We start from the raw sequence: 26074 nt of genomic DNA, 5'->3' as shown, positions 1-26074 counted from the left end.
AAGTACCTCTCCTCGCGCCAAGATCCACAAGACAAATATCCCCACCGGGAATATCAAATAAAGAAACAACATATAAAACTACCTTTGTTATATTGAGATATTTACAATCTTCTGAGATAAAAGATATGCCGCAAAGTACACGAGCATGCAGATTGTCATAAGGATTACTCCCACAACATTGTGATATAACGGATCAAAAAAGCCGTTACTGGTGATACTTATATAGAAGATGATAAAAAACGGAACAATATTCATTATCCCAGCTTCCAATCGCTTTGAACTTATCAAAACATCGATTTCTTTTTCGACATCCATCTTTCTTGAAATAACCGATATCGTTCTTTCAATAATATCAGTCATGTTTCCGCCGCTCCTTTTTGCCACGGCAAAAACCTCCGCAAACTCCTCTATATCAGCGTTGCCGCTTTCCTTTCCAAGTCTTCCGATAAGTTTCTCAAGCGGTATGTTGTTTCCAAGTCCTTTATATATACGCTTTAGTTCCTGACAGATAGGGCTCTTTTTTCCATAAAGAAGTTCCATATCTCTTCCCGATTCCCTAAATGCGTTTTCAATGGAATATCCCGCCTTAAGGCTTGTGAGCGCAGATGCTATGGCATCTCTGAACTGAATTCCAAGAATCCTTACTCTCTTCATTTTTTCGATTTTCTTTCTATAGAAAAACCACGGTATAACAAGTGGCAAAAGAAATACTACCGCAATCCACGAATCATAAAACAATCTTCCGAAAAGAACCACGATTACCGCTCCCTGAACCAGTACCGGCAAATCATTTATCGTCGGTCGGAAGTTTAATACCTGCAGAAAGAAGTTTTTCATTGTTTGAAATGTCACCGACTTTCCTCCATTCACCGGCTATTTTGCCGTCATTATCCATTCCCGTTTCCACAAATCTAAAAAGAGTATTTGTCATAATTCTTCCCGAACCAGAATCGGGTTCTTTCGAAAGTTCGCATATCTCAAGCACTTTCCTCGACCTGTCGCGAAGCCTTCCGAGATGAACCACAATATCGATTCCGGAAGCAATCTGACCTCTTATCGCAGAAAGCGGAATGTCCATTCCCATGAGCACCATCGTCTCAATTCGGGAAAGCATATCTGACGCGCTGTTGGCATGGCCTGTAGACATCGCCATATGACCGGTATTCATAGCCTGAAGCATATCTACGCACTCGCTTCCTCTGACCTCACCTACAATGATCCAGTCAGGTCTCATTCGAAGTGAAGACTTGATCAGGTCTCTTATCGTAATCTCCTTGCAGCCTTCCACATTTGCATTTCTTGCTTCAAGTCTTACAAGATTTGGAACTTCCCTGATTTGCAACTCAGCATTATCCTCGATAGTGATGACTCTTAAGTCCTTTGGAATGTAGTTGGAAAGAGCATTCAAAAAAGTTGTCTTTCCCGAACCGGTACCACCTGAAATAAAAATGTTGTAACCTGCTCTTACAAGCTGCGCCAGATAATCCCTTATGTATGGCGTAAGTGCGCCAAATTCTATAAGTTTTTCCATAGTCATGGGATTTTCGGGAAATCTTCTTATCGTAATTATTGGCCCGTTTAACGCAACCGGACTAAGAACAATATTTACTCTGGATCCGTTGGACAATCTTGCATCCACAATTGGCGAAGACTCATTTACAACTCTGTTGCACGAAGCAACTATCTGCTGAACGATATCCTCAAGTTTTTCTTTGGACTCAAATCCCAGTTCCTGTCTGACAATTCTTCCGTTCCTCTCGGTGAAAATATTGTCGACGCCGTTTATCATAATCTCCGTAACTTCAGGATCATCAACAAGTTCCTGCAAAATATCAAGTTTTCTTATCGAATGAAATATTCGGAGCCTTAGATTCTTTCTAAGCTCCATTGAGATTGCACGCCCACGCGTACTTACAGATAATTCCCTATCGATCAGTTCAAACATTTCCTCATCGGAAATATCCTTTGAAAAATCAAGCGACTGCAAAACTTTAGACTTTACATCTTTTTTAAGCTCATCAAAATCACTCACTTACAAGCTCCTCCCTCGCAAGCATTTCACTCGCATAGGTTGAAAGCCCTCCGTAAGAGCCGTCTTTAGGGAAAAGACATCTCACGGTATTCGCAAGCACATCGTCATATCCGTTCTGCCCAAGTACTTTCGTATACTGCTCAAGCTTATAATTTTCTTCCCTGCTCTCGCCCACAACAGTAAATACTCTTGTGCAAATTCTCAGGATATCAAAAAGGCCATCCGGGAACTCGGAAAGATCAAGAACAATGTACTCATATCCCGCGATTTCAGAAAGCAGCTCTGTAAGCGACTTGATTCTCTCAAAAGTAATTTCTTTTATCTGAGTTGCCGTCTTTGCAGGCGGAACAAAATCAAATCCTCTTGCATTTCTCTTAATCCTCTCAAGATATACAGAAAACTTTCCCTCTTCACACTCGGAGTAATAAAGAAGATCCGTGATATCCTCTTCCGCATCCTGCCCCATTATCTCTGTGACCATTGAAAAACTGTCAAAGTTAAGGAGCATTGTCTTACCATGCTTTGAAAGTTCCTCACAAAGTTTTACGGCAAACGCCGTTTGCCCACACCTTGAAAGTGGTGAAAAAAGTCCCAGAAGTTTTACCTTTTCCGAGCCTCTCTCTGCATCAAGATTCCCGATATTACCGGGAATCTTCACACAGAAATCCAAAATGCCATCTATTATCTTTCCCGCAGGAAGATACTTACTTATATGGCATACATTCTTTTCTTCTTCCTGACTTTCGTCCTCATTCACAGAGGAATTTGCTTCATCAAGCACCAAAATGTTTTTTACAGCTTTGATGCTTCCTCCTTCTAAAAGCGCCGAGTACACACTCTGTGAGAGAACAGAAAGTTCAGGAATCTTCTCTTTTACAAACTCTTTAAAAATCTCTGCATCGGTGAATGAACAGATTTCAAAAGACAAATTCAGATGATCTCTCAAATATTCATCCAGTCTTCTGCAATAATCCTTTTCCGTGTCACAGATCGTAAGTAAAGGTCTGTTCATACAACCACACCTCCTAAGGTAAAAATCGCACTTACGAGAACAGGTACTGCGAAGTGGATAGTCTTTTTCTTATTTCTTTTAAACAAGAGAATCGACAAAGAGATCAGACCGGCTACAAAGAAAGCCATTATGATACAGGACATTGTGTCCTCAATGGATAGGAAAGACGCTGCTGACATAAAGAGTTTAACATCTCCCGCAGCAATTCCTTTAAGAAGATACACAGGAAGCAATATAGCAAAAGTAATTCCAATCGCTGTCAGACAAGAAATAAGATTATCCTTTCCTGCCAGCGCAGATCCCACGATTCCGGCGATCATTCCCGGTATCACCCAGAGATTATAAATCTTATCTCTGTAGAGATCTGTGAATACTGCTCCCGTTAAGAACAATATCAAAATCACGTAAATTAGATTTTCTCCTTTCGTTTTTTTCGAGCTCGCGATTTACAAATTTATCACTTGAATTTTTGTTTGTAAATAGGCAAATTTCTTTTCAGCATTTTGCACAATTAATATTTTTTCCAAACCTTATGAAATAAAATTTTCATCGCGCAACCCGCGTCAAAAGTGTGTTCTACGATTTGCACATATCACCGCTACGTTATTTAATATATGTTTTCTCGTACTATTTGATTTAAAATCACTCCATATAAAGTCATAAAATTAATACTCTTAAGATTTCCTTAAGGCTCGATTTTGCAAACACTTCTTCCCTTTATCTCGCTAATATAGTATTGTGTAAATACGATTAATTAACTACATAATGAAAAGCTAAAGGGGAAAAGAAATGACAACATCTCAAATCGGAATTATTGTTTCTATTCTCGCCTATCTGGCGATGATGCTCCTTGTTGGTTTCGTAAGTTCAAGAGAGACCAATGATGTCAAAGATTTTTATCTCGGCGGAAGAAAGCTGGGACCGTTTGTAACAGCCATGAGTGCTGAAGCATCGGACATGAGCTCTTACCTGCTTATGGGTGTTCCGGGACTTGCATACTTCTCGGGAATAGCTGATGCAGGTTGGACAGCATTCGGTCTTATCGTGGGAACCTATCTCAATTGGCTCTTTACTGCCAAGAGGCTTCGCAATTACACTGCCGAAGTCGATGCAATCACGATTCCCGACTATTTCAAAAAGCGCTTTGAAGATAACAGCAATATTATCCTGTGCATCGGTGCGCTCTTTATTCTTGTTTTCTTCGTTCCATATACCGCTTCAGGTTTTTCAGCCTGCGGTAAGCTCTTCTCCTCATTGTTTGGAGTAAATTACCAGCTTGCCATGATAGCTTCAGCGGTTATTATCGTTGGATACACCACAACAGGCGGCTTCCTTGCAGCATCAAAGACTGACTTCATTCAGTCAATCGTAATGACAATTGCTTTATTTTTTGTTGTAGGCTACGGTATTGTTTCAGCAGGCGGAATAGGCGCTGTTATGGATAATATAGCTGCACTTCCGGGCTATATAGATGTAAACGCAACATACAACAATGCAACAAATTCAGCCGATCCTTACGGACTGTTCTCAAAAATAACTACTTTCTGCTGGGGACTTGGTTATTTCGGAATGCCACATATTCTCCTCAGATTCATGGCTATAAGAAATGCTTCGGAATTAAAACTTTCCAGAAGAATCGCCTCAGTGTGGGTAGTTTTCTCATTATCGATTGCTGCATTCTTCGGAATTGTCGGAAGAGCACTGTCGCAGAGCGGCGCACTTGCATCTCTTATCGATAACGATAACCTTTCAAGTTCAGCTAAGGCCGAAACTCTTATCGTTGTTCTGGCGCAAAAGATAAGTGAGCACAACTTCTTATTTGCTCTTTTGGCAGGACTTGTAATTGCGGGTATTCTTGCATCTACAATGTCAACCGCAGACTCACAGCTGATTGCCGCTTCATCCTCAGTTTCCGAAAACATCATTCAGGAAACCCTTGGAATCAACTTATCCGAAGCCGCAGCCATGCTTACTGCAAGAGCAACTCTTATCGCAGTCGCAGTATTAGGCGTCGTTATCGCTTGGGATCCTAACAGCTCTGTCTTTGGAATCGTATCTTTTGCCTGGGCAGGATTTGGTGCAGTGTTTGGACCCTGCATGATTCTCTCGCTCTACTGGAAGAGAATGAACAGATTTGGCGCGATGGCAGGAATGATATCAGGCGGCGCAATGGTGTTTGTCTGGAAATACTTGGTACGTCCTTTAGGCGGTGTTTGGAATCTGTATGAACTTGCACCGGCCTTCATTGTAAGCATAATATTTATTTTCGTCGTAAGTCTTTTGACAAAAGAACCATCCGCATCGATCATAGACTCTTTTGAGAAAGTAGAAATAAAATCATAAGAAATAAGCGGGCAACTTTGTATCACAAGTTGTCCGCTTTTTAAATCCACACGAAAACTCCCCGTCGGCATATACCAACGGGGAGTTTCCTCGATTATTTTTTATTTTGAAAGAGAGGTGTGTATGCAATTTATTCCTGTGTCTGCTGTTCAACTGCAGGCTCTTCTTCCTTCTTCTTTGCGAGATATGCCGTAACTGCACGATACTCAAGGAATCCGATAAATCCTACAAGAAGAACATCTACACCGATGAGAATCTTAACCCATGTAGGAAGTCCTGTATTAACTGCCTTGTCATAAGCACGGCTGTTAACTACTGTGTACAGGATGTTCTTGGAAGCGGTTCTCATAGCATTAACTGATGTTGCACTTGTCTGGTCTGTTACTGTTGACTCAGGTGTTGAATATGTTGCAAGCATAAGGTCACAACCACCTCTGATCATACGATCGGCATCCTGATATCCGTATCCACCGAAGTAGTCTGTCTCAGCAAAACCGCGGAATCCCCACTCGCCACGAAGGACTGTGTTAAGAAGTGCAGAGCATGCCTCAGCAGGTATTACACCGATGTTGTTGAAGGCAACCATTGTTGCACCGGGATTACCGTTCTTAAATGCTATCTCGAAAGACTTAAGGTAGATCTCACGAAGAGACTGCTCATTAAGCCATGTGCAGAGAAGTCCGGTACGGTTTGTTTCCTGGTCGTTGGTAGCAAAGTGCTTAACGTATGAGTATACGCCCCACTCACGTGCACCCTGTACTGCATTTGCGCACATCCAGCCTGCAAGTACTCCGTCTTCTGAGTAATACTCGAAGTTACGTCCTGCAAAAGCAGATCTGTGTGTATTGGTTGCAGGAGCGTACCAGCCTGATACGTCCATATCGTTAGCCATACGTCCGATAGAAGCACCGAATCTATGAGCTATATCTTTGTTCCATGTGCATGCGATCATTACAGCTGCAGGGAATCCGATAGATCCCTGATGTGTAAAGTTGTTGTTGATAGATGCAGGGCCGTCACAGTCATAAGTCATTACTTTTCCGATAGAATCAACTGCTGAAGTCTCGTAACCACCAAGCTCGATCAAAGTGTTCATCTCTGAAACACTCATCTCATCAAGGAGTGTATCCCATGTAGGATCGTCATAGTCAAGTCCGCGAAGCTGCTCTAACTTAAGGCCGTTCTTAGCGCCTGTAGTAGGCATAACATCTGCATCGTTATTGTAATCTGCTTCGTTATAATTTGTGTTATTTACATAATCTTTTTTATACTCGTCTGCAAGCTCAAATGACTTGGGAGCTGCAGTTGCTTCTGCGTAGTTCTTAAATCCGTCTGCACGTGAAAGATATGTAACACCGCCTTCTGCAAATCCAAACTGATTTGTTGCTGCAACCTGATCTGTTGAACGTTTGTTGTTCTGATCGTATACAACTTCTGTACCGATATTTACAGTCTTTGCTGCGATCTTATTGTGAGAATCAGTGTTGATGGAAATCTCATAATCTCCGGACTCAAGTACATAGCATCCGTGTCCGTATGTGTCATATGAAGCCATATCTTCCACAGGGAAAGAAATTGAAACTGTTATGGAAGCACCGGGCTCAAGAGTCTCTGTCTTTTCAAAAGCAACTAAGTTTGCTGCGGCCTTTTCGATTCCGCCGTTTGTATAAGGAGGATTGAAGTAAACTTCTACAACATCCTTACCTGCAACATTACCTGTGTTTGTAACGGTAACATCGAATGAAATGTTTGTACCGTCGTTGTTTATTTCACCCATCTCCTGAGTGAATGTTGTGTAAGAAAGTCCGTATCCAAACGGATAAACTACATTTGCATCATAATCAAATTCATAGTTTCCGGCTGCTGCTTCAACAGCTGCAGTCTCATAAAACTTATATCCTACGTAGATACCCTCTACATAATTTACGAATGTAGGGAAAGCCTTGCCTCCCTCAGCGAACATGTTATCAACGGCAAATTCGCTCATGTTTGTGTAATCAAAATCACCAAAGTTATTTGATGTAGGTGTGTTCATAAGATCTGCAAGGAAAATGTCAGCAGTCTTTCCTGAAGGATTAACCTTACCTGCGATGATCTCCCCAAGACCATCAAAACCTGTCTGACCTGTGCCTGGGCAGTAGATTACAGACTTGATCTGTGAATAATCTTTTACAAAGCCAAGCTCCATGGCATTTGCAGAATTTACAACTACGATAACCTTATCAAATAATGATGTTACTTTATCAAGAAGTGCCTTCTCTCTGTTAGAGATCTCAAGGTAAGACTTGGAAGCATCAAGATCATCCTGCTGATCTGAATAGCGAACACCAAGTGCACCAAAAGGTCCCTCAGCTGAGAATGTATCCTGTCCGTCGTAAGAAGTAGGAAGATCCGCACCTTCTCCACCTGAACGGGCAATGAACAAAATTGCTGTATCGGAATAGTTCTTAGAATCTGTGATCAGGTTCTCATAATCAGAAACCATAGGCTCAGGAATAGTCCAGTCCTGACCCATCATTCCAACCATCGGTCTTGAATCTCTCCAGCCCTTGTAGTAATCAACAAGATCCTGATTGTACTCGATTCCTGCATCGGTAAGTCCTGTAAGGAAATCTACCGTAGGATAAGCATCTGAAAGAGCTCCGGATCCTGTGCCACCGTAAATGGGATTGGTAGAAGACCATCCAAATACGTTTACCTTGCTACCCTCTGCAAGAGGAAGTGTAGATGCATCGTTCTTAAGCATAACGATGCCTTCTTCAGCTATCTCTGTACAGAGCGCCTTAGCCTCATCGATAGCTTCGTCTGAAATAGTTCCTCCACCCATTGCCATATTCACCATGGAATACATGGGAACAAGCAAAATGTTGGAAATCACGATGACAACTGTAAGGAAGAATGCGAGCCATGCCTGCTTACGCACAAATTTGCGTACCGGCTCTTTCTTCTTTATAACTGTCAATGTTGCGATGATTGCTGCCAATAATACCACACCGAGAATCACGAGCTGAGGTATCATTGTTTTAAGGACGGCAATGACGTCCGCGGGGTTGATGTTTAACATTTCTCTCTTCTCCTCCTTTTACTTTAGATGAAAGAAAATATCTAAAGGACCTTTGTCCTTAGGATCGGTGAAAAATTATGCTTCCTTCGGAGTTTCCGGGAATATGATCTTATTTACAAAGAAAAATACGATCATTGAAACTCCTCCGTTAAGTACTGTGGTTCCTATGTTGTAAAGCCAGGGAGCAACAAACTTGCCCGCCACGGCTACCCAGATGCAGTTGATAGAATTTACAATGCATGTGATCAAAATAAACGCCATGACATACCATGCAATCTGCTTTCCGGGCTTATCATGATTACGGAATACAAACACCTTCTGGATAGGAAAATTGATGCATTCTCCTATGACCATCGCGATCATATATGCCGTAAAATAAGCCAATCCTCCATGCGCCTGATCGTAACCCAAGATGTTCCAGCTAAAAGTTTCTCCTGCAACAGTAAGCGGTATCCCCGGCCAGCCAAAAGATTTGTCTCCCATAAAAGCAAATGTTGCGGGGAGGAATGTCAGCAAAAGATACTTAAATACCGTGATCAGATTGCTGACGATTACAAATAATCCGCCTTCACGCACCCATTTGGCTACCTTCGGATTTTTTTCTTCAAATCGCTTCCAAAGATTCATCCTATATCTCCTATTACATATTTTTAAGTTTCTTCTCGTATCTCTTGTTTGCACTTGAATTGCGGAAGAATCCGACGATCACACCTCCAAGTCCTCTGAAGAAATGACCGTTTGCGATAGTTACAATGCTCTCAACCATATCTCGTGAGACCATTCCTCCGGACATCTTGCAGATAGCTCTGAATGGCATATTGTAAACGAACATTGTATTCAGATCCGGAACGCCCTTTTCATAAGACTTTTCCAATTTCTTTTCCAAGATCTTATAAATAAGTCTGCACAAAAGACTCTTTGCTGTATCCATCTGGCAGAGCGCATCGTTTATTTCGAGCGGTCCGACTTTCTCTTCAGGAAGTGCCCTTCCATATATCTTTTCAAATTCATCGTAGTGAACGTTTCGTACCTGTCCGCTCCTGTATCTTGAAAGTGTCTTGATATCATACGGAAGTTCCTCTATAGTACCTTCCCTTGAAATGCTTCCTTCAAGAGCGATGTCTTTAACATTTCCGCCTACATATATCTGATAATCTCCGCCTTCAACTTCCCATTTTCCTGAAACTGTCGAGAAGTAACGGAATGTCTTATCGTCAAAAGAAATCGTAACTTCCTTTGATTCACCGGCTTTTACCCAAACTTTGACAAAACCTTTAAGTTCTTTTCTGGGACGTATAAGTCCGCTATGCTTTTTTCCAATGTATAACTGTGCAATCTCGGCGCCGTCACGTTTTCCTGTATTGGTAACCGTAAATGATACGCCGTCTTCCGTAACCTTCAGATCACTGTACTCAAACGTTGTATAAGATAATCCAAAGCCAAACGGGAACTGCACTGCAACTTCAGCGGTATCGTAGTAGCGATAACCGATAAAAGGACCTTCTCTGTACTGAAGATTTCTCGTATCATCCGCTGAGAAATTTACTATCGAACAATCTGTATAAGAAAACGGATATGACTCAGACAGCTTACCTGTCGGAACTGTTTTACCCGTTATAATATCAAGTAATGCGCTTGCGCCTGCCTGTCCTGTAAGGTATCCGTGAAGAAGTGCCTTCAGATTATCAAGCCAAGGCATCTTCACTGCAGATCCTGCGCTCATAACTCCGACGATGTTCTTATTAAGAGCTATCAGCTTTTTAAGTTCTTTAACCTGATATTCGGGAATGTCCATCGACATTCTGTCAGCGCCTTCACTCTCCGCGATCTCATCAAGTCCGAAGAAGAAAAGTACTACGTCTGCATCTCTGGGATCTTCCACAACCTCAAGATTATAATTTCCGATAACTTCGGAAACCTTTTCAACCTTGGTTGAATTAACCTGAGAACTTCCCGATCCCTGATATCTGGGCTTATCTACAAACGGTCCTCTAAGTGCGACTTTTGTTCCTGCTTCAAGCGGAAGAATGTCTTCGTCATTTTTCAAAAGAACTGCCGAATTTGCCGCCGCTTTCCTTGCAAGTTCATGGTGCGCTTTAACATCAAATTTTTTGGTATGGTCGTTATCCTTTACATGTAAAGCTGCTTCGATAACGGGAAGAACTGCTGTATCTATCTCTTCTTCAGTGATGCGTCCTTCCTTAACTGCCTTTATCAGCTCTCTTGCCGAATCAAGACCCGGATTTGGCATCTCCACATTTGATCTGCATTTAACGCCTTCAACATGGTCGTTACTTGCACCCCAATCCGTTACCACAAGTCCGTCGAAGCCCCATTCCTCTCTGAGAATTTCTACCAAAAGATGTTTATTCTCATTGGCATACTCACCGTTTACCTCGTTGTATGCCGACATGATTGCTTTGGCTCCTCCCTCTTTTACCGCTATCTCGAATGCAGTCAGATATATTTCACGTAAGGTTCTCTCATCCACCACCGCATTCATTGCCATTCGGCGATATTCTCTTGAGTTAACCGCAAAGTGCTTTGGGCAGGAATAAATATTTTTACTCTGTATTCCTCGCACATACGCAGCTGCCATCTTGCCTGCAAGTATAGGATCTTCTGAAAAGTATTCAAAGTTTCGTCCGCAAAGCGGTGAGCGCTTCATGTTAAGACCGGGTCCTAAGAGAACGTCTACCTTCTGTGCTACGGCCTCTTCGCCGAGTGCCTGTCCGATTTCTTCACCAAGTTTTTCATCCCAGCTGTTTGCTACAGTTGCTGCTGTCGGAAAGCAAGTTGCAGGAAGTGATGCGTTTAATCCCAAGTGATCTCCTGCGCCTTCCTGTCTTCTAAGACCGTGAGGTCCATCCGCGAATGTAATGGACTGTATATCAAGGCGGGGAATATCTCTTGATTCCCACTCGTTCTTTCCGCCTAATAATGCTGCTTTCTCTAATAAAGAGAGCTTTGAAATAATATCTCTTGCGTTCAAAAAAGCTTACCTCCTTGTCTGTAATTTTGTTATAGCATGTATTTTTATTAATGGAGTTTGTGCAAGGATAACTTGTCATTTATTCGTGATAACTTGCAAAATGAAAAAGAAGAACAAACTGGAAGACCACGCAAAAAACCTTGTGAATTCCGCAGTTCACAAGGTTTTCCACTATTCTTTATATGAAAGGATGACTTTAACCTTGAACCATCCGTCCTCATACGAACAGTTCATGTTTCCGCCGTATTTTTCTGCCACCTGTGCTATAGACTTAAGGCCATAGCCGTGTTTAACGTTGTCTGCCTTGGTGGTCTTCGGCAGATTCGTATCCCGAAAGATCCTGCGGCGCTGATTCTTTTTAAGGCGCACAAAAGATCCGTCGGAACAATTCTCGCATTCTATAATTATAAACTGGTTGCGACTTCGTACAGACAAAGTGATAAGTCTTTTCTCCTTATCCGTAAGAACCTGCGTCGCCTCAATTGCATTGTCGATAATATTTCCAAAAAGAGAACAGATATCTTTTACATGAATCCCCGAAAGAACATCACCGTCAACCATGGCATTTAAAGTGATGTCCTTCTTCTGACACTGAAGACTCTTTGTCGTAAGGATAACATCAAGGACGCGGTTTCCTGTATTCATAAATGATTCCTGGATCGCGATTGCCTGTTCCATATCATCCAATACTTCCGCACGCTTCTTGGGATCGTCCTCATTTTTAAGCGCAAGTACATAATGCTTCATGTCATGTATCTCTTTTCGAAGTGCCTCGGAATTGTCTATAGCAAGTTTGTACTGCTCGTACTGTTTCTGAAAAAGCTGATTGATAGCATCGTTCTCGCTCTTTGCCGCCATCTCATTTCTTCGTCCCATCTCGGTCATAAGCATCAGCATGCCTCCGAAATCAACAAGCGTACGGACATAAAGCATGTTCTCTGTTGCGGAGAACGGAGTCTTTTTTGTGACAAAGCTTATGTTAGACATTATGAAAGCGCCGATACCCGTTGCGATAACACTCACAAGCTCGCGCTCACTTATATTTAGATTTCTGCTTTCGGGGAAATTATCGCGTTCAATGCGGTAGTAGATATTATAGGTCAGTGCAAAGACAACAAACATAATGGCAAATGACAACGCAAATCCTTCATGCCCATTAAGATACACAGCCCACACATACAACTGCTTGTACAGACTGGCCGCAAACTCTGCAAGTACAAACGCATGCGTAGTTATAACTCCGCAGTCCCTTGGCTTGATATCAAGCACCATGTACAGAGTCAGATACATCAAAGCCACGGCACCGATCATACTGGGAATCCAGAATCCTATCGGCAAAAGACCTGCCACAAACTGAAATCCAACCTGCATTGCAAATGAAACTACGCATTGCAACGCATACAGTTTGCCATGACTGTTTCTTTTATAAATATTGAAATATATAAAAACCGCCAGCCATTCAGCTATAGCGGTAAAAAGTCGCGGGGTATCCTGTAAATTCTTCGGGTCTAAGAATGATGAAAAGTCCATAGATTCTTGTCTCCTCTTTTTTTACAAAATATCTTCCGTAAGCGCCATCATGAATTCCTTCTTTCGTGCGCGGCTTATAGGAAGAACTATTCCATTGGTCAAAAGAACTTCTTCCTTCCTGACACCTTCCACATAAGACAGGTTCACGATATAAGCATTGTGACATTTACTAAATCCGTGACCGCCAAGCATTTCTTCAAACTTTTTTAGCGGTCCGGCAGTTACATAATCCTCATCGGCGCAGTGAATGCAAACATTGTTACGCTGACTCTCGATGTAATAAATATTGTCGCAATCAAGCTTAAGCTGTCGCTCGTCCACAGATACCCTGATATAGAGCTTTTGTTTTTTGGTCATAACACGAGAAATAGCCTTGTCGAACAGCTGCTCGAATTGCAAATACGGCACCGGTTTCAGAACATATCCAAGCGCATCGACAGCATATCCCTGCACGGCATATCTCACCGTTGACGTGATAAAAATAATTACCACGTCAGCGTCTACCTTTCGGATCTTCTCAGCCGCAACCATACCATCAAGATGTTTCATCTGGATATCGAGCAGGATAATATCGAACTGCGCCCGATATTCATCCACCAGATCGATGCCATCCGTAAAATGGGTTATGGCAAACTGCTGATTAGTTTTATTCCCATAGGTCTGTATGTATTTTCTGAGAAGGTCGGCCTGATCCGACTCATCTTCTACGATACATATATTTATCATATTTTAAGTATAACAAAAAAATGTACATTTATGCCATATATCCACGATTGGCACACACCATCGCAAGATCCTCGTTCATAAGGTGTCTTCCGTATGTAAGACCTGTGTATACCTTCTGGGTATTTCCCATCATAGGGCGGCTTGTATCGTATTTCTCAATTTCCTTATATGCTTCTTTTAAGCACTTAAAGTTCTGAACCACTCTCCAGATCTTATGGCTGCTGTAATTAACTCCCGCTACCATAAGCTCTTTTTTGGAAAAGATATAAATAGCATGCAGATTCTTCGCAAGCTCGTATCTAAGGTCAAGAGATCTGATAAGTTCATCGATGCAGTTCTGCGCATATCCAAGATACTTATCCGCTTCATCTTTTTTCCCGATACCAATCTCATCTATCGCATCGTTAAGATACTCGATCACCATCTCATACAAAATTGTAATGAGCTGAGTCTTGTTTGCCTGTGATATCTTAAGGGTAAATTCCTGCTTTTTTTCCTGTGTCATATTCCACCTCGATTACTCTACAACCGTTAACTGATTACTGAAGAAGCTGAAGGATCTGCGCCGGTCTTTCATTTGCCTGCGCCATCATTGATGTTCCTGCCTGAGAAAGAACCTGCTGTGTGGAATATATTGTCATCTCCTCTGCCATATCAACATCCATGATTCTTGAGTAAGCCGCTGTCATATTCTCGACTGTAATATCAAGACCGCTTACCGTGTGCTCAAGTCTGTTCTGATACGCACCGAGTCTGCTTCTCATGGCGTTAACGCTTTCAATCGCATCCTTCAAACTGTCGATTGCCTGCTTAGCACCTGTAAGATTAGACATATCAAGGTTATTGAGTCTGAGCGCCGTAAGTGATACCTGAGGAATTCTGATATCAAGTGTCTGACCCTCGTTTGCTCCAACCTGCATGGTCATTGCGCCCTTACCTGTAATCTCAAGATTAAGTTCTCCCTTGTAGGATTCATCCATCTTAATGCTGATGCTCTTTCCCGTGCTGTCTGACAATGTAAGAACGTCTTCTTCAAGGCTTGCAATCATGTGGTTTGTCATATAAGGTACTTCCTTAGGTTCTCCGTTTCCGTCTACCTCTACCTTATATATTTTTATTTTGCTGAGATCTTCCTCTTCACTGAAGATAGCTTTTTTATCAACACCGGTTCTGCCCGTAAGTCTGGCAAAATCAATATCAAGATCTTTTATCACATAGTTACCGGCATCAAAGTTATCTGAATAACTTGCTACCTTGATGTTCGGATTTGTCCTGCCTTTATCGTCTGTAGCATATCCTTTAAGATCAAAAGAACCGTCAAGAATACTCTGTCCGTTGAACTGAGTGGTATTGGCCATTCTATCGATTTCCTGCTTAAGCTGTGTAACTTCCTCCTGAATTGTCTTTCTGTCATTATCAGTGAGTGTTCCGTTACTTGCCTGGATTGCAAGCTGGCTCATTCTCTGAAGAACCGCATGGATCTCAGAGAGTGTTCCGTCTGCAACCTGTACGATTGAGATTCCGTCGTTTGCACTGTTATTTGCAACTCCCAATCCTTCTATCTGTGAATTCATTCTTCTGGACATCGCAAGGCCTGAGGGGTTATCCTTGGCATTTGCAATCTTAAGACCACTTGAAAGTCTCTCAAGTGACTCAGAAAGAAGCTTGTCGTTTTTCTGTAAAGCATTGTTTGCGATCATTGCGGACATGTTGTAGTTTACTTTCATGTTAACCTCTTTTCTGCACGTATAGAGATTAAAGAGCCTCTATAAATGCTTTCGCCATTTTCAAAAGTGTGCCTGTATCTGCTGTCAAATTACTTTCGCCGTCCATGGCTTCTGCATTAACCGTGCCTACTTTAGTAGGTTGTGCCTGTGCGTTATAGAGGATTGCTATCCTGTTTCGGTCTACACCTGCATCCTCTATCTTCTCCGCTAATTTATCGCACATCTTAGTTTTTACGCTTTCAAGATATTCAGTCTCTTCGGGACTTCCTGCATACGTTGTTGTAAGCATTCCCGTTATACCGCCTTCCTCCCGGTAAAGATTTGCCGAGATAAGTCCGTAGTCGGTAGTCTGAATACTCGCTTCCATCCTTGAAATTCTGCTGTTGTCACTCCTTAGAGTGATGTGCATTGATACTTTAGTTCCATCTATTTCCACCGGCACCTCAAAGCTTCCTCGCTCCGAAGTATGTGCCATCACGGAAATCTGTTTTTGCATAAGAGTAATTGCCTTAACGTCAATGTACTCCGTTTCCGGATCTACAAGTACATCCGAAAGTTTGTCGGAAATATTTTCAAGGCTCTTTGTATAAGTCTCTTCATAGTTGTCGCCATCGAGAGCCTCCGTAAGAGTTTCCATATCTTTCGATATATCTCTCTTTACAAGCTCCTCTGCCCTGTTCCATAAATTTCCGTTTCTTCGATCCCGCCTTATGCCGATCATCGCTTCAAGATTGTTGAAATTCATCTCAACTTCAAGTGTCTCCATCTCTGCGATTGCTAAAGGCGCTGCCTTTGAACCCGCTATACCGCGGATTTCCTGCACCTGGTCTTTGATATATGCTTTCTCAAGCTCAGGATCGATTTCTTCATTCTCAAGCGCTCTTGCAAAATCCTCTAACTTCGTGTTGGGCATGGGTTTTGCAGCCTTTAATTTTTCAGGCTCGAGATTCTCATATACTATATCGGCTTGTGACCTGTAAAATCTGAAGGCCGAATTTATCTGTTCGTCAATTTTTATTACATTTCCTTCTTTTAGGTCAACTCCGCCGAAGTTATCACTCACGGAATAATCTATTCCGCTTCTTGCTGTTCTTCCACTCCTTGTCTCGGTCAAAAGATTTCCCAAAGTCATATCTTTTCCTGTCTTTAATACAGAGCCGATTGCCTTGTAATCATTTGCCTTAAGCGTATGGAAAAGTCTGTATATTCCTATAAAGGAAGCCTTCTCTTCTTTCGTGATATCTTTTTTCTGCTCAAGCTTGCAGATAAACTTGGAGAACTTCTCGCGCGATCTGTCGGAATCTCTTTTTCCGTCTTCACTGCCGTTAAACATTCCCTGATCAAGGCTGTCTGAAAGCTGTTCAAGTGTCATGTTGAGAGGATTGTTTCCTTCTCTTATGAGATTAAGAACGGCTCCGGGCTTAAGTCTCTCAAGAGTTGCGACAAACTTGCGATCCCAGGCTCTCACGTTTTCAAAATTCTCTTCCGTGATCTCCATACTGTTATAGCCAAGGATTCTTACCGCTCTGCGATTTTCCTCATTTGCCTCTTCGCCAAAATCACGAAGTATATCGTCAACATTTCTAAATGCCTTCTTTATGCTGTCTCCAAGATCTGCTCTCGGCGCGGTCATCATTGCTTCATATCCTTCACCCGCTGCCTTGAACTTTCTTGTAAGGCTCGCTGAAACATCACTTATCTGCGAAAGAGTTGCTGTCTGCAATCTTCCGGCCATAAGTCCCGAAATGTCCGCAGGTCCCTTACTTATGATCTGAACTTTTTCAAGAGTAAGATCATACACTCTCGCCGGGTTTGACGCCTTAACACCTGTGATGTCATCAATGATCTCGCCTGTCTGCGCACCCTCAATGTCTTTAAGGATGTTTGAAAGCTCTTCTATAAGATTCTGCATAGGCGCAGTATCTATCTCAAAGCCTCTGTCCAAAAGGCTTTTGTTTGCTTCGACGCTCATGCGAAGTCTTACTTCCTCAAGCTGAAGTCTTGCCGCAACAATCTTAGGATCGCTATCGGATAAAAGAGCCGTCGGATTCTCAGGATTTACTCCTGCATCCTCTCTGCCGGCCATAACAAGATTTTTTATAGTTAAATCTTTTTCTTCTTCAACAACGCTCTTAACCGCATCATCTGAAATATTCTTTGTATCTTCATAGATTCTTACTGCCTTCTCGATATTGCTCTCGGAATCTGCAAGATTTCCCTGAACAGCGCTCTTTCCGTCAAGTATCGCTGAAGCCGCCGCTTTTACAGCCGCCTGCTCAGTAATCGGAAATTCAACCTTTGCGATTTCTGCAAGTGTACCCAGATTCTCTGCTGTAAGCGGTATTCCCTGCTCAACCATCCACTTTGCATCATCTCGTATCCTTAAGTCGCTCATATCATAGCCGGCTTCATCAAGCACTTTATCTATCTGCGGAGCAAGGCTGTCCCAATTTATGCTGTCGGCTTTCTGCGCATAGTAGCCTCCTGCCTCCTGAGCATAGAATCCCCTGCCCGAAAGGTTCTGTCCGTTTGTGCTGTGAGCTGCAAGATAAAAATTACTTATGGTGGGTTTCATGTTATTTAGAACCATGTACTTAACCGCACCGTCAGAGGGCTCATTTATCTGAGCAGCCTCTTCATAAGCACCTTTTGCGGCTCTTACATTTTCAGTTGTCATAGGAATATCGTTCTGAGAAAATTCATTTTGAATCGTCTCCGCAAGTGACCTGCTTCCCGTTATCTTCGTAAGCTTTTCAACGCTCATATCGTCGTTGTAGCCTATAACGCTGACTCCGGCCTCCAAAAGTACACCCTTGATCTTATCAAGGATGGTCACTGTCTCAGAACTATTTAGATTTTTTACATCAAAACCATCCTGAAGAGCCTTTGCATAGTCCTCCTCAGACATAGTGTTTGATAAAAGTGCCATATAATTATGCTGCGTCAAAACATCCGTGTTCTTTGCCATTTCGCTGATATCTTCAGCTCCTCTGGCATGACTTGCATATACATCATTACTGAATAAGCTTGTATCAAGGTTCACGGCAATCGCGCTCACTGAGCTTTGCTTTACCGCATTCTTATTGATCCTGTCCTCAGCATCCATGCCGACGTACATAGAATCCTCAGTTGCCTTTTTTCCTGCCACGGTCTGAAAATTAATGTTCATATACGCCTCATTTTTATTAAAAATGTTTTTTACGCAAAAAGGTGACGGGCTTACATTCCGTCACCTTCTATTTCGGCTCAAAATTTTTATTTCTTAATATTAAAGAATTTATAATTTTTCTTTTTTTGTTCCCTTAGTTTTCGTGCTTCTCTTGGTTTTAGCCGCTCCCTTAAAGCGAAATACCTCGGCTCCGTAAGCGGGAAGATCAAAGGTTATGCTGTAGTCCTTGTAATCACATAGCCCTTTCTTTGCAGTAATCTCATTCGGGATATTGCTTCCGGCTCCGCCAAACTGCACTTCACAGCTGTCCAGAATATGCACGTACTTACCGGCAAACGGAACTCCCACTTGGAAATCTTTTCTTTCAACAGGAGTCATGTTTATTACAAACAGCAAATTATCCTTGCCGTCTATCGCGCGTCTGTAGAAGCTGTAAGTGCTGCGCTCCTTATCATCTGCGTTTATCCACTCAAATCCGCCCCAGTCATTGTCTACTTCGTACATGGCGGGATATTTTCTGTACATCTTAAGAAGCTGCGATACATATGACTGCATTCCCCTGTTAAGGTCGTTTGCCAGAAGGAACCAGTCAAGCTCGCGCTTCTCGCTCCATTCTCTTTCCTGAGCAAAGTCCTGTCCCATGAAAAGGAGTTTTTTGCCCGCATGTCCGAACATAAACGTATAGCCGGCGCGGAGGTTCGCGTATTTATCAACCTTATAGCCCGGCATCTTCTCAAGCATCGAGCACTTAAGGTGCACAACCTCATCGTGTGAAAGAGGAAGGATATAATTCTCAGAATTGTTGTAGCTCATGGCAAAAGTCATCATGTTGTGCGCGCCCTGCCTGAAATAAGGATCGAGCTTCATATACTCGCAAAAATCATGCATCCAACCCATATTCCACTTAAAAGCAAAGCCAAGTCCATCCTCTTCGGGTGGCGCAGTGACCTTAGGCCAAGCCGTAGATTCTTCCGCTATAGTAAGAAACGCGGGATAAGTTCCTCTGACAACACTGTTTAGATGTTTAAAAAACTCTATCGCTTCGAGATTCTCTTTTTCTCCATATTTATTAGGAACCCACTGTCCGTCTTTTTTGCCATAATCCAGATAGAGCATGGAAGCAACCGCATCCACTCTTATTCCGTCAATATGGAACTTCCTTATCCAGAAAAGAGCATTCGCTATAAGGAAATTTTTTACCTCGGGTTTACCCAGATTAAATATCTTGGTTCCCCAATCGGGATGCTCGCCCTTTCTCGGGTCGGGATCTTCGTAGATACATTTTCCGTCAAAGCATGAAAGTCCGAATTCATCCGTCGCAAAATGCGCCGGAACCCAGTCAAGTATTACACCTATGTTGTTCTTGTGAAGCTTGTTGACAAGATACATAAAGTCCGAAGGCTCACCGTATCTTGATGTCGGGGCATAGTAGCCCGTAACCTGATAGCCCCATGACCCGTCAAAAGGATGCTCAGCTATTCCAATGAGCTCAATGTGGGTATAAGGCATTTCTTTGAGATACTCGACAATTCTGTCTGCGAACTGTCTGTAAGTATAAAAACCATCTTCCGTCCCATCCGGATGTTTCATCCATGAACCGATGTGGCACTCATAGATCGCAAGGGGCTGTCGGTTGGGGTCCTTGCCCTTGATCTTTTCATACCAACCGGAATCCGACCACTTAAAGCCGGATAAATCCGTAGTCCTGGATGCATTTCCGGGACGGAGTTCAGAATAATTTGCATAAGGATCGGCTTTATACAGCTTTTTTCCTTCCGGTGTTGTTATGAGGAACTTGTACAATTCGCCCACTCCAACTCCCGGAATGAAACCTGTCCATATATTACCGACTTTGGTTCGTTTTAGAGGATGCGCATCTTCCGCCCAGTTATTGAACGCGCCAATAACGTGAACTTCTGCTGCATTTGGTGCCCACACAGCAAAAAAGTATCCTTTCTTTCCGTTTTCTTCTGCCGGATGCGCTCCGAGTTTTTCATAAATCTCATAGTGCGTTCCCTGTCCGAATAAGTATTCGTCTGCTTCAGATATAAATACTTCTTTGCCCATGCATCCCCCTCGTAAATGTATTTAAGCTGTTAATGCATAAAATCTTTTTCTCTGAGGATTATCATATCATTATCATCATATCGCTTGTGTACTATGATATCAACGAAGTGAGATACTGATCTCTTCTCCGCATAATATATAGCATCATCCACGATATCCCTGACTTCTGAGACCGTAACATCGTGGTCCAATGTCTGTCTTTCGGATATCTTGGTATGAAGTGCAAGAATACCGAGATTGTCGATAGCATACTCGTTCTCAAGCGCATACTGCTTAGCGTATGCAACAAGCGACTCATCATCAAGAGCCTCAATATCAACTCTTACGCTGAAACTCTCTTTGTAATCAGGGTTACTGTCAAGGAAGCTGTTCATATCTTCCTTGGTATCTTCCATTACTATTATTATACCCTTTTTCTGTTCCTTGAGAATCTTTATAAGTTCAGCTGCTGTTTCAGGTAAAATATCTGCAGCTCTCTGAACTATAAGCGCACCGTTTGCAAGCTTATCAAAGATTGCCGACGGTCTCTTCTTATTGAGCGTATTCGCTGTTATCTTGGCAACTTTTCCATTGAAGTCAGAATTGGATGCCTGCACTGCGCGGATAAGTCCCTTGGCAAGGTTGATAGTTCCTGCGCCCTCTTCACCGGTAACAATTACATTTCCGCTGAACGCATCCATGCTCATGTTATCAATTGCCTTGATAATCTGTCTTCTTGATTTCTTATGATGAATATAAGGTCCAAACAACTCTTTCTCTTCGGGAGTCATCTTCCTTAATCTCTCTTCAATATCTCTGTTTCCGGCGCCATGCTTCTTAAGTTTCTTCTTTGCACCCTGCGCGCCGTCCTGATTCTCATTTCTCTGAGCATCGGCTCTTTCAGGCCTCTCGGGTCTTTGTCCCTGAGGTTTTCTGTCAGCATTTCTGTTTCTCTGTCTGTCTTCACCTCTTGCTTCCACTCTGTTTCTTCCTCTGTCCTGAGGTCTTCTTGGTTCTTCCTCTTCATGACCGGTTTCTTCAGAAGCTTTCTCCTCAGGTGCTTCAGGCTTTATTTCATTCCTTGTAGAATTGAAGTCTTCACGTGCAAACCTGTTCTTTTTCTTTTCAGGATCTTTAGCCGGTTCCTCTTCGTCCTTATTTTCAATAGGACCGTCTGTGCCCTGTTCTGCTTTATTTATAACTTCATCGACAGCCTCGTCGATAATATCGGCATTATCTCTTGACCAGTCGCCTCTTCCAGATGCTCTGTTCTGCTTTTCTTTCTTAATGGCATCAGAAATTGCCTTCTCAATTTTCTCCTGAAGTCCGGCCTTAGCTATCTCATCGTAATCTGCGAAAAGATCTCCTGTCTGATCCGAAACCTTTTTCTTTACGCTCTCAAGCTGTCTCTCCTGCTGATCCTTCTTGAACTGTTCCCAGTTCTGAATATACTCGGAGATACTGATCTGACCCGTGATCTGCTTCTCTACTACGGGATCGGGCTCAACAGCCAGCTTGATCTGACCGTCATGGTCCTGAGAAAGCATATTATCAAGTCCGTTACCATTCGAAGCTGAATCTGCGTTATCCGCATTTGCGCTTGCATTGGCATTTGCGCCCACATTGCTCATGCTGTAGCTTCCGTTCGGATGAATAACCGCACCGGGTACTTCGTCCTCCAATGGTCTGTTCTCATAGGTAGCGCTGAAAGAAGGCTGTTCATCGGGAACATCTTCAAGATCAAAAAATCCTGAAGTCTCTTCCTGTGCTATTTCTGCTATATCTGAACTCTGTTCCTGTACGGGAGTTTCTTTTCTAACTTCGGGAGCCGGCTTAAATACAGGCTCTTGCTCAGGCACATGAATCTCATGTGTATCAAAAAATACTTCTTCTATACCGCCGGACGCAGGCTCTCCGATAGTTCCGCCAACACGCGAAAAAGAGCCGTCATTTTCATCATCATCAAAAATTTCCGGTTCTGAAGATTCTGCCATTTCCTCTGCAAATGTTGTATTTCCAAATCCCTGCTGCGCACTGAAAGAATTTGCAGGCGCTTCCTCAGGCTGCGGCTGTGCCACTTCTTGCTGCTGTGCAAAGCTTTCCTGATACTGTGAAGACTCTGCCTGCTGCTGTGCGAAGCTCTCCTGATACTGTTGAGCCTCTGCCTGTTGCTGTGCAAAACTTTCCTGGTACTGCGGTGCCTCTGCCTGTTGCTGTGCAAAACTTTCCTGATACTGCGGAGCTTCTTGCTGCTGAACATATCCCTGCTGATATTGTGCAGCTTCCTGCTGGGCGAATCCCTGTTGATACTGTGCGGCTTCTGCCTGCTGAGCAAAGCTTGCCGGATACTGTGCTGCACTTGTCTGCTGGTCGTAGCCGTTCTGATATGGTGCATATCCCTGCTGCGGCTGTGCATATCCGGGCTGACCAAATCCTGCCGGGTACTGCGCAGCCTCTGCCTGCTGGGCGAATCCCTGTTGATACTGTGCAAGCTCCTGCTGCTGCGCAAAGCTTGCCTGTGGCTGTACAGGCGTCTGTGTCTGCTCATTTCCTATATATGGCTTCAATTCCTCTGCAAGTGCTGCCTGCAGATTCATTGTATTGTATGCGCTTACATCAACGGACGGAGCTTTAATCTCAACGTCATTTGAGACAGGTGGAATCTCCCTGGTATCCTGTGCTCCCGACATATTCTGAGCCATCTGGCTCTGCGCGGGATCCTCTTTATTGTATGTTATGGATCTGTCTATATATCCGCCGTGTTTCTGCTTATATCTGATATATCTGTCCTGCTGTTCCGGAGACAACGGTTCGTGAAGCGCCTTAAGTTCAAGGGCCTTCATGACATAGTTACCGTCTCCGAGCCACAAGAACATCTCGTCACATGTTTCAATGCACTCAGTAGTAAGACCTATCCTATGATAAAGATAAGCCAACTCATATACCCATTTTTCCCTATAATCATGTTTTTTGAATTCTTCGAGAACAGCGATTCTCTCTTCAAGACTTACTTCCTGAGCTTCGTAGAGTTTATACTGTAAGATATATCGCCCTGTATCTCTGGGCGCTATTCTGACAAATTCCTTATAATATTCAACTGCTTGAACAAATTCTCCCATCTTTATGGCAAGTTCACATAGGGAGTATACAATCGCTCTACCCGTGGGGTGTCTGTCGTATGCCATGAGCAGGATATCTCTGCTCTCTTCAAAGCGTCTGTTTATCTTATATAGATCACTTATCGTGCAAAGCATTGCGACACTTTTCACTCGTTTCCAGTCAATTGTGTCGGCGATCTTCACAGCTTCGGCAAATCTGCCTTCCCCAATTAAAGCCTTGATCTCATCGGCTCGAATTTTGTATTCAACTTTATCCAAAATATCACCTCTTTGGTGCCCCAACTATATCCAGTGTTAGTTTATCATAAGCACCTTATCTTTGTAAAATGTCTGAAAGTCGCGCAAATTGCGTAAGCGAAAGTACTTCTCCCCTTGCTTTTTCGTCAATATTTATCTCAGTTAACGCATCTTGAACCTGCTGTCTTGTAACCTTAAGAGAAGGGTTGTTGGAAAGAGAGTTTGAAAGTGTCTTCCTCCTCTGGTTAAATGCTGTTCTGATTATCTCGAACATGTACTTTGCATCGCCGACTTCCACCGCCGGCTTCTCATATCTTTTAAGATGCACAACTGCCGACCCGACATTCGGCTGCGGGATAAAGCTTCCGGGCGGAACGTTCATTACTGCCGTTGCCTTTGCATAATATCCTACAGCAAGAGAAAGTGAACCATAGTCCTTATTTCCGGGTCCCATGACCATTCTGTCTGCAACTTCCTTCTGCACCATGACAGTGATGCTGTCAATCGGTGCACCGCTCTCAAAGAGCTTCATTATAATCGGAGTAGTGATGTAGTAAGGAAGATTGGCAACAACTTTTATTGCTCTTCCTTCGTTGTATTCTTTTACTATGCTCTCTATATCAACCTTAAGGATGTCTTCATTGATTATTGTCACGTTGTCATACTCAGACAATGTATCATCCAAAACAGGAATAAGTGTCTTGTCTATTTCAACGGACACAACGCGTTTTGAAGCCTCAGCCAGATACTGGGTAAGGCTTCCTATGCCGGGACCTATCTCAAGGACACAATCTTCTTTTGTAACACCCGAAGCCTCAACAATACCGTCAAGTACTCCGCTGTCTATAAGAAAGTTCTGCCCGAATTTCTTCTTGGCGCTCATATTGTATTTGCTCAGCACTTCCTTTGTACGTGCTGCGTTTCCAAGATATGCCATTTATACCTCCGTCATTAGTCCATACATACGCTTAGCGTTTTCTTCTGTCATACGTATAACGTCTTCTTCGCTGATTCCTTTTATGTTAGCTATCTCTTTTACCACATAAGGCAGGTTTAAAGAGCTGTTGCGCTCCCCTCTGTGAGGTTCGGGGGAAAGATACGGGCAATCCGTCTCAAGAAGTATCTTTTCCATAGGAGTATCTTCCACAACTTCTCTAAGCTTACGGCCGTTCTTAAATGTCACCACTCCGCCGACTCCTATATAAAAGCCCATATCCACGCATTCTTTTGCAATTTCTTTTGAGTAGGAAAAACAGTGTACCACTCCTCCTATCTCTTCCGCGTGCTCGCTATGCATTATATCCATAGTATCCTTGGCGGCATCCCTTGAATGGATCACAACGGGGAGCTTTACTTCCCTTGCAAGTTCAAGCTGTCTTACAAACCATTTCTTCTGAATCTCGGGCGCAGGATCGGGCCAGTGATAATCAAGCCCTATCTCTCCTATTGCAACGCATCTTTTATCTGCGCTCCAAGATCTCAGGCGATCCATGGCTTCATCGCTTAGCTCTTCCACTTCACTCGGATGCACTCCGACCGCCGCATATATAAAATCATGTTTATGCGCCAGCTCAAGTGCCCTTTCACTTGATGCCATATCCGCACCTATATTTACGACTGTGCCAATCCCTTCTTCCTTTAAAGAAGCTATCAGCGTCTCTCTGTCTTCATCATACTGTCTGTCATCGTAATGAGCATGCGTATCAAATATCATTTACACACCTTCCGCTTTTTAAAAATTGCATTTTTGAATTTTTTCATAACATCTAATTTACCACAAATATATCCTCACAGATATGCGAAATTGAAAAAAAATCAAATTTTTTTATTTTTTTTGAAAAAAACACTTGCAATTCTTTTTTAAGCGTAGTAACATATCACTTGTCGTTGAGATACGGCACAGCCGCTAAATAACGAATGCGCTGCTAGCTCAGTTGGTAGAGCACCTGACTCTTAATCAGGTTGTCCAGGGTTCGAGACCCTGGCAGCGCACGCCGAGTACTGTTTTTGTAGGTATATCCTATGAGGATGGTACTTTTTTTCTGTCATTTTTTCTACATATATAATTAGAAATAAA

The 26074-nt window shown here is 42.9% G+C and carries 17 protein-coding genes and 1 tRNA gene; 2 read left to right on the top strand and 16 right to left on the bottom strand.

The features are described from left to right. Positions 1 to 87: 87 nt before the first annotated feature. The 4 genes from BM398_RS05800 to BM398_RS05785 all read right to left on the bottom strand — a co-directional run bounded on the left by BM398_RS05800 (position 88) and on the right by BM398_RS05785 (position 3448). A complete protein-coding gene (locus tag BM398_RS05800; RefSeq protein WP_175531854.1) occupies positions 88 to 786 on the bottom strand; it encodes a type II secretion system F family protein in 699 nt (232 codons plus the stop codon). 1 nt (position 787) lies between these two features. After that, positions 788 to 1945 carry a CpaF family protein gene (locus BM398_RS05795; protein WP_092336838.1) on the bottom strand — a complete coding sequence of 386 codons (1158 nt, stop codon included), beginning with the start codon at positions 1943 to 1945 and terminating at the stop codon, positions 788 to 790. 79 nt (positions 1946 to 2024) lie between these two features. Beyond that, positions 2025 to 3044: a P-loop NTPase family protein gene (locus BM398_RS05790; protein WP_092336818.1), complete on the bottom strand. Its 1020-nt coding sequence runs from the start codon at positions 3042 to 3044 to the stop codon at positions 2025 to 2027. Then, positions 3041 to 3448 carry a prepilin peptidase gene (locus tag BM398_RS05785; protein WP_051199141.1) on the bottom strand — a complete coding sequence of 136 codons (408 nt, stop codon included), beginning with the start codon at positions 3446 to 3448 and terminating at the stop codon, positions 3041 to 3043. Before BM398_RS05785 ends, BM398_RS05790 begins: the two co-directional genes overlap by 4 nt. 385 nt (positions 3449 to 3833) lie before the next feature. Between BM398_RS05785 and BM398_RS05780 the strand changes: the two genes are divergently transcribed. Beyond that, complete coding sequence (locus tag BM398_RS05780) at positions 3834 to 5387, top strand: sodium/proline symporter (RefSeq protein WP_092336817.1); 1554 nt, start codon at positions 3834 to 3836, stop codon at positions 5385 to 5387. Positions 5388 to 5517: 130 nt separating this feature from the next. Here the strand turns inward: BM398_RS05780 and BM398_RS05775 are convergent, their stop codons facing one another. The 12 genes from BM398_RS05775 to BM398_RS05720 all read right to left on the bottom strand — a co-directional run bounded on the left by BM398_RS05775 (position 5518) and on the right by BM398_RS05720 (position 25711). Next, positions 5518 to 8451, bottom strand: coding sequence for a glycoside hydrolase family 3 protein (locus BM398_RS05775; protein WP_092336816.1), 2934 nt, complete (start codon positions 8449 to 8451; stop codon positions 5518 to 5520). 75 nt (positions 8452 to 8526) lie between these two features. Next, complete coding sequence (locus BM398_RS05770; protein ID WP_092336815.1) at positions 8527 to 9078, bottom strand: GtrA family protein; 552 nt, start codon at positions 9076 to 9078, stop codon at positions 8527 to 8529. Between the two features lie 13 nt (positions 9079 to 9091). Continuing rightward, positions 9092 to 11443 carry a glycoside hydrolase family 3 C-terminal domain-containing protein gene (locus BM398_RS05765; RefSeq protein ID WP_092336814.1) on the bottom strand — a complete coding sequence of 784 codons (2352 nt, stop codon included), beginning with the start codon at positions 11441 to 11443 and terminating at the stop codon, positions 9092 to 9094. Between the two features lie 171 nt (positions 11444 to 11614). After that, positions 11615 to 12973 (bottom strand): ATP-binding protein, encoded by a 1359-nt coding sequence (locus BM398_RS05760; protein WP_092336813.1) that lies wholly within the window; start codon positions 12971 to 12973, stop codon positions 11615 to 11617. A gap of 21 nt (positions 12974 to 12994) precedes the next feature. Further along, complete coding sequence (locus tag BM398_RS05755) at positions 12995 to 13699, bottom strand: LytR/AlgR family response regulator transcription factor (RefSeq protein ID WP_092336812.1); 705 nt, start codon at positions 13697 to 13699, stop codon at positions 12995 to 12997. Positions 13700 to 13727: 28 nt separating this feature from the next. Next, entirely contained in the window at positions 13728 to 14204 is a 477-nt protein-coding gene (locus BM398_RS05750; RefSeq protein WP_092336811.1) for a flagellar export chaperone FliS, read from the bottom strand. Positions 14205 to 14238: 34 nt separating this feature from the next. Then, the gene (locus BM398_RS05745; RefSeq protein ID WP_092336810.1) at positions 14239 to 15426 is read right to left on the bottom strand and encodes a flagellin N-terminal helical domain-containing protein; all 1188 of its coding nucleotides are present in this window, start codon (positions 15424 to 15426) and stop codon (positions 14239 to 14241) included. A gap of 28 nt (positions 15427 to 15454) precedes the next feature. Next, positions 15455 to 18595, bottom strand: coding sequence for a DUF6240 domain-containing protein (locus tag BM398_RS05740; protein WP_092336809.1), 3141 nt, complete (start codon positions 18593 to 18595; stop codon positions 15455 to 15457). Positions 18596 to 18703: 108 nt separating this feature from the next. Continuing rightward, complete coding sequence (gene glgB / locus BM398_RS05735; protein WP_092336808.1) at positions 18704 to 20662, bottom strand: 1,4-alpha-glucan branching protein GlgB; 1959 nt, start codon at positions 20660 to 20662, stop codon at positions 18704 to 18706. A 29-nt stretch (positions 20663 to 20691) separates the two neighbouring features. Further along, on the bottom strand, positions 20692 to 24018 hold the full coding sequence (locus BM398_RS05730; RefSeq protein WP_092336807.1) for a tetratricopeptide repeat protein: 3327 nt from the start codon (positions 24016 to 24018) through the stop codon (positions 20692 to 20694). A 55-nt stretch (positions 24019 to 24073) separates the two neighbouring features. Further along, positions 24074 to 24934: a 16S rRNA (adenine(1518)-N(6)/adenine(1519)-N(6))-dimethyltransferase RsmA gene (gene rsmA, locus BM398_RS05725; RefSeq protein ID WP_092336806.1), complete on the bottom strand. Its 861-nt coding sequence runs from the start codon at positions 24932 to 24934 to the stop codon at positions 24074 to 24076. Next, a complete protein-coding gene (locus BM398_RS05720; protein WP_092336805.1) occupies positions 24935 to 25711 on the bottom strand; it encodes a TatD family hydrolase in 777 nt (258 codons plus the stop codon). A gap of 205 nt (positions 25712 to 25916) precedes the next feature. Between BM398_RS05720 and BM398_RS05715 the strand changes: the two genes are divergently transcribed. Continuing rightward, positions 25917 to 25989 (top strand) — tRNA-Lys (locus BM398_RS05715). Positions 25990 to 26074 lie beyond the last annotated feature (85 nt).

Source organism: Butyrivibrio sp. M55 (assembly GCF_900116865.1).
Lineage (GTDB): Bacteria > Bacillota > Clostridia > Lachnospirales > Lachnospiraceae > Butyrivibrio.
This window is presented reverse-complemented; position numbering and strand designations above follow the sequence as displayed.

What these genes read in the sequence shown, in the direction of transcription:
- BM398_RS05795 (WP_092336838.1), bottom strand. Translation starts at nt 1,945, where the DNA reads ATGTTTGAACTGATCGATAGGGAATTATCTGTAAGTACGCGTGGGCGT.
- BM398_RS05790 (WP_092336818.1), bottom strand. Translation starts at nt 3,044, where the DNA reads ATGAACAGACCTTTACTTACGATCTGTGACACGGAAAAGGATTATTGC.
- BM398_RS05780 (WP_092336817.1), top strand. Translation starts at nt 3,834, where the DNA reads ATGACAACATCTCAAATCGGAATTATTGTTTCTATTCTCGCCTATCTG.
- BM398_RS05775 (WP_092336816.1), bottom strand. Translation starts at nt 8,451, where the DNA reads ATGTTAAACATCAACCCCGCGGACGTCATTGCCGTCCTTAAAACAATG.
- BM398_RS05770 (WP_092336815.1), bottom strand. Translation starts at nt 9,078, where the DNA reads ATGAATCTTTGGAAGCGATTTGAAGAAAAAAATCCGAAGGTAGCCAAA.
- BM398_RS05760 (WP_092336813.1), bottom strand. Translation starts at nt 12,973, where the DNA reads ATGGACTTTTCATCATTCTTAGACCCGAAGAATTTACAGGATACCCCG.
- BM398_RS05755 (WP_092336812.1), bottom strand. Translation starts at nt 13,699, where the DNA reads ATGATAAATATATGTATCGTAGAAGATGAGTCGGATCAGGCCGACCTT.
- BM398_RS05750 (WP_092336811.1), bottom strand. Translation starts at nt 14,204, where the DNA reads ATGACACAGGAAAAAAAGCAGGAATTTACCCTTAAGATATCACAGGCA.
- BM398_RS05745 (WP_092336810.1), bottom strand. Translation starts at nt 15,426, where the DNA reads ATGAAAGTAAACTACAACATGTCCGCAATGATCGCAAACAATGCTTTA.
- BM398_RS05740 (WP_092336809.1), bottom strand. Translation starts at nt 18,595, where the DNA reads ATGAACATTAATTTTCAGACCGTGGCAGGAAAAAAGGCAACTGAGGAT.
- glgB (WP_092336808.1), bottom strand. Translation starts at nt 20,662, where the DNA reads ATGGGCAAAGAAGTATTTATATCTGAAGCAGACGAATACTTATTCGGA.
- rsmA (WP_092336806.1), bottom strand. Translation starts at nt 24,934, where the DNA reads ATGGCATATCTTGGAAACGCAGCACGTACAAAGGAAGTGCTGAGCAAA.
- BM398_RS05720 (WP_092336805.1), bottom strand. Translation starts at nt 25,711, where the DNA reads ATGATATTTGATACGCATGCTCATTACGATGACAGACAGTATGATGAA.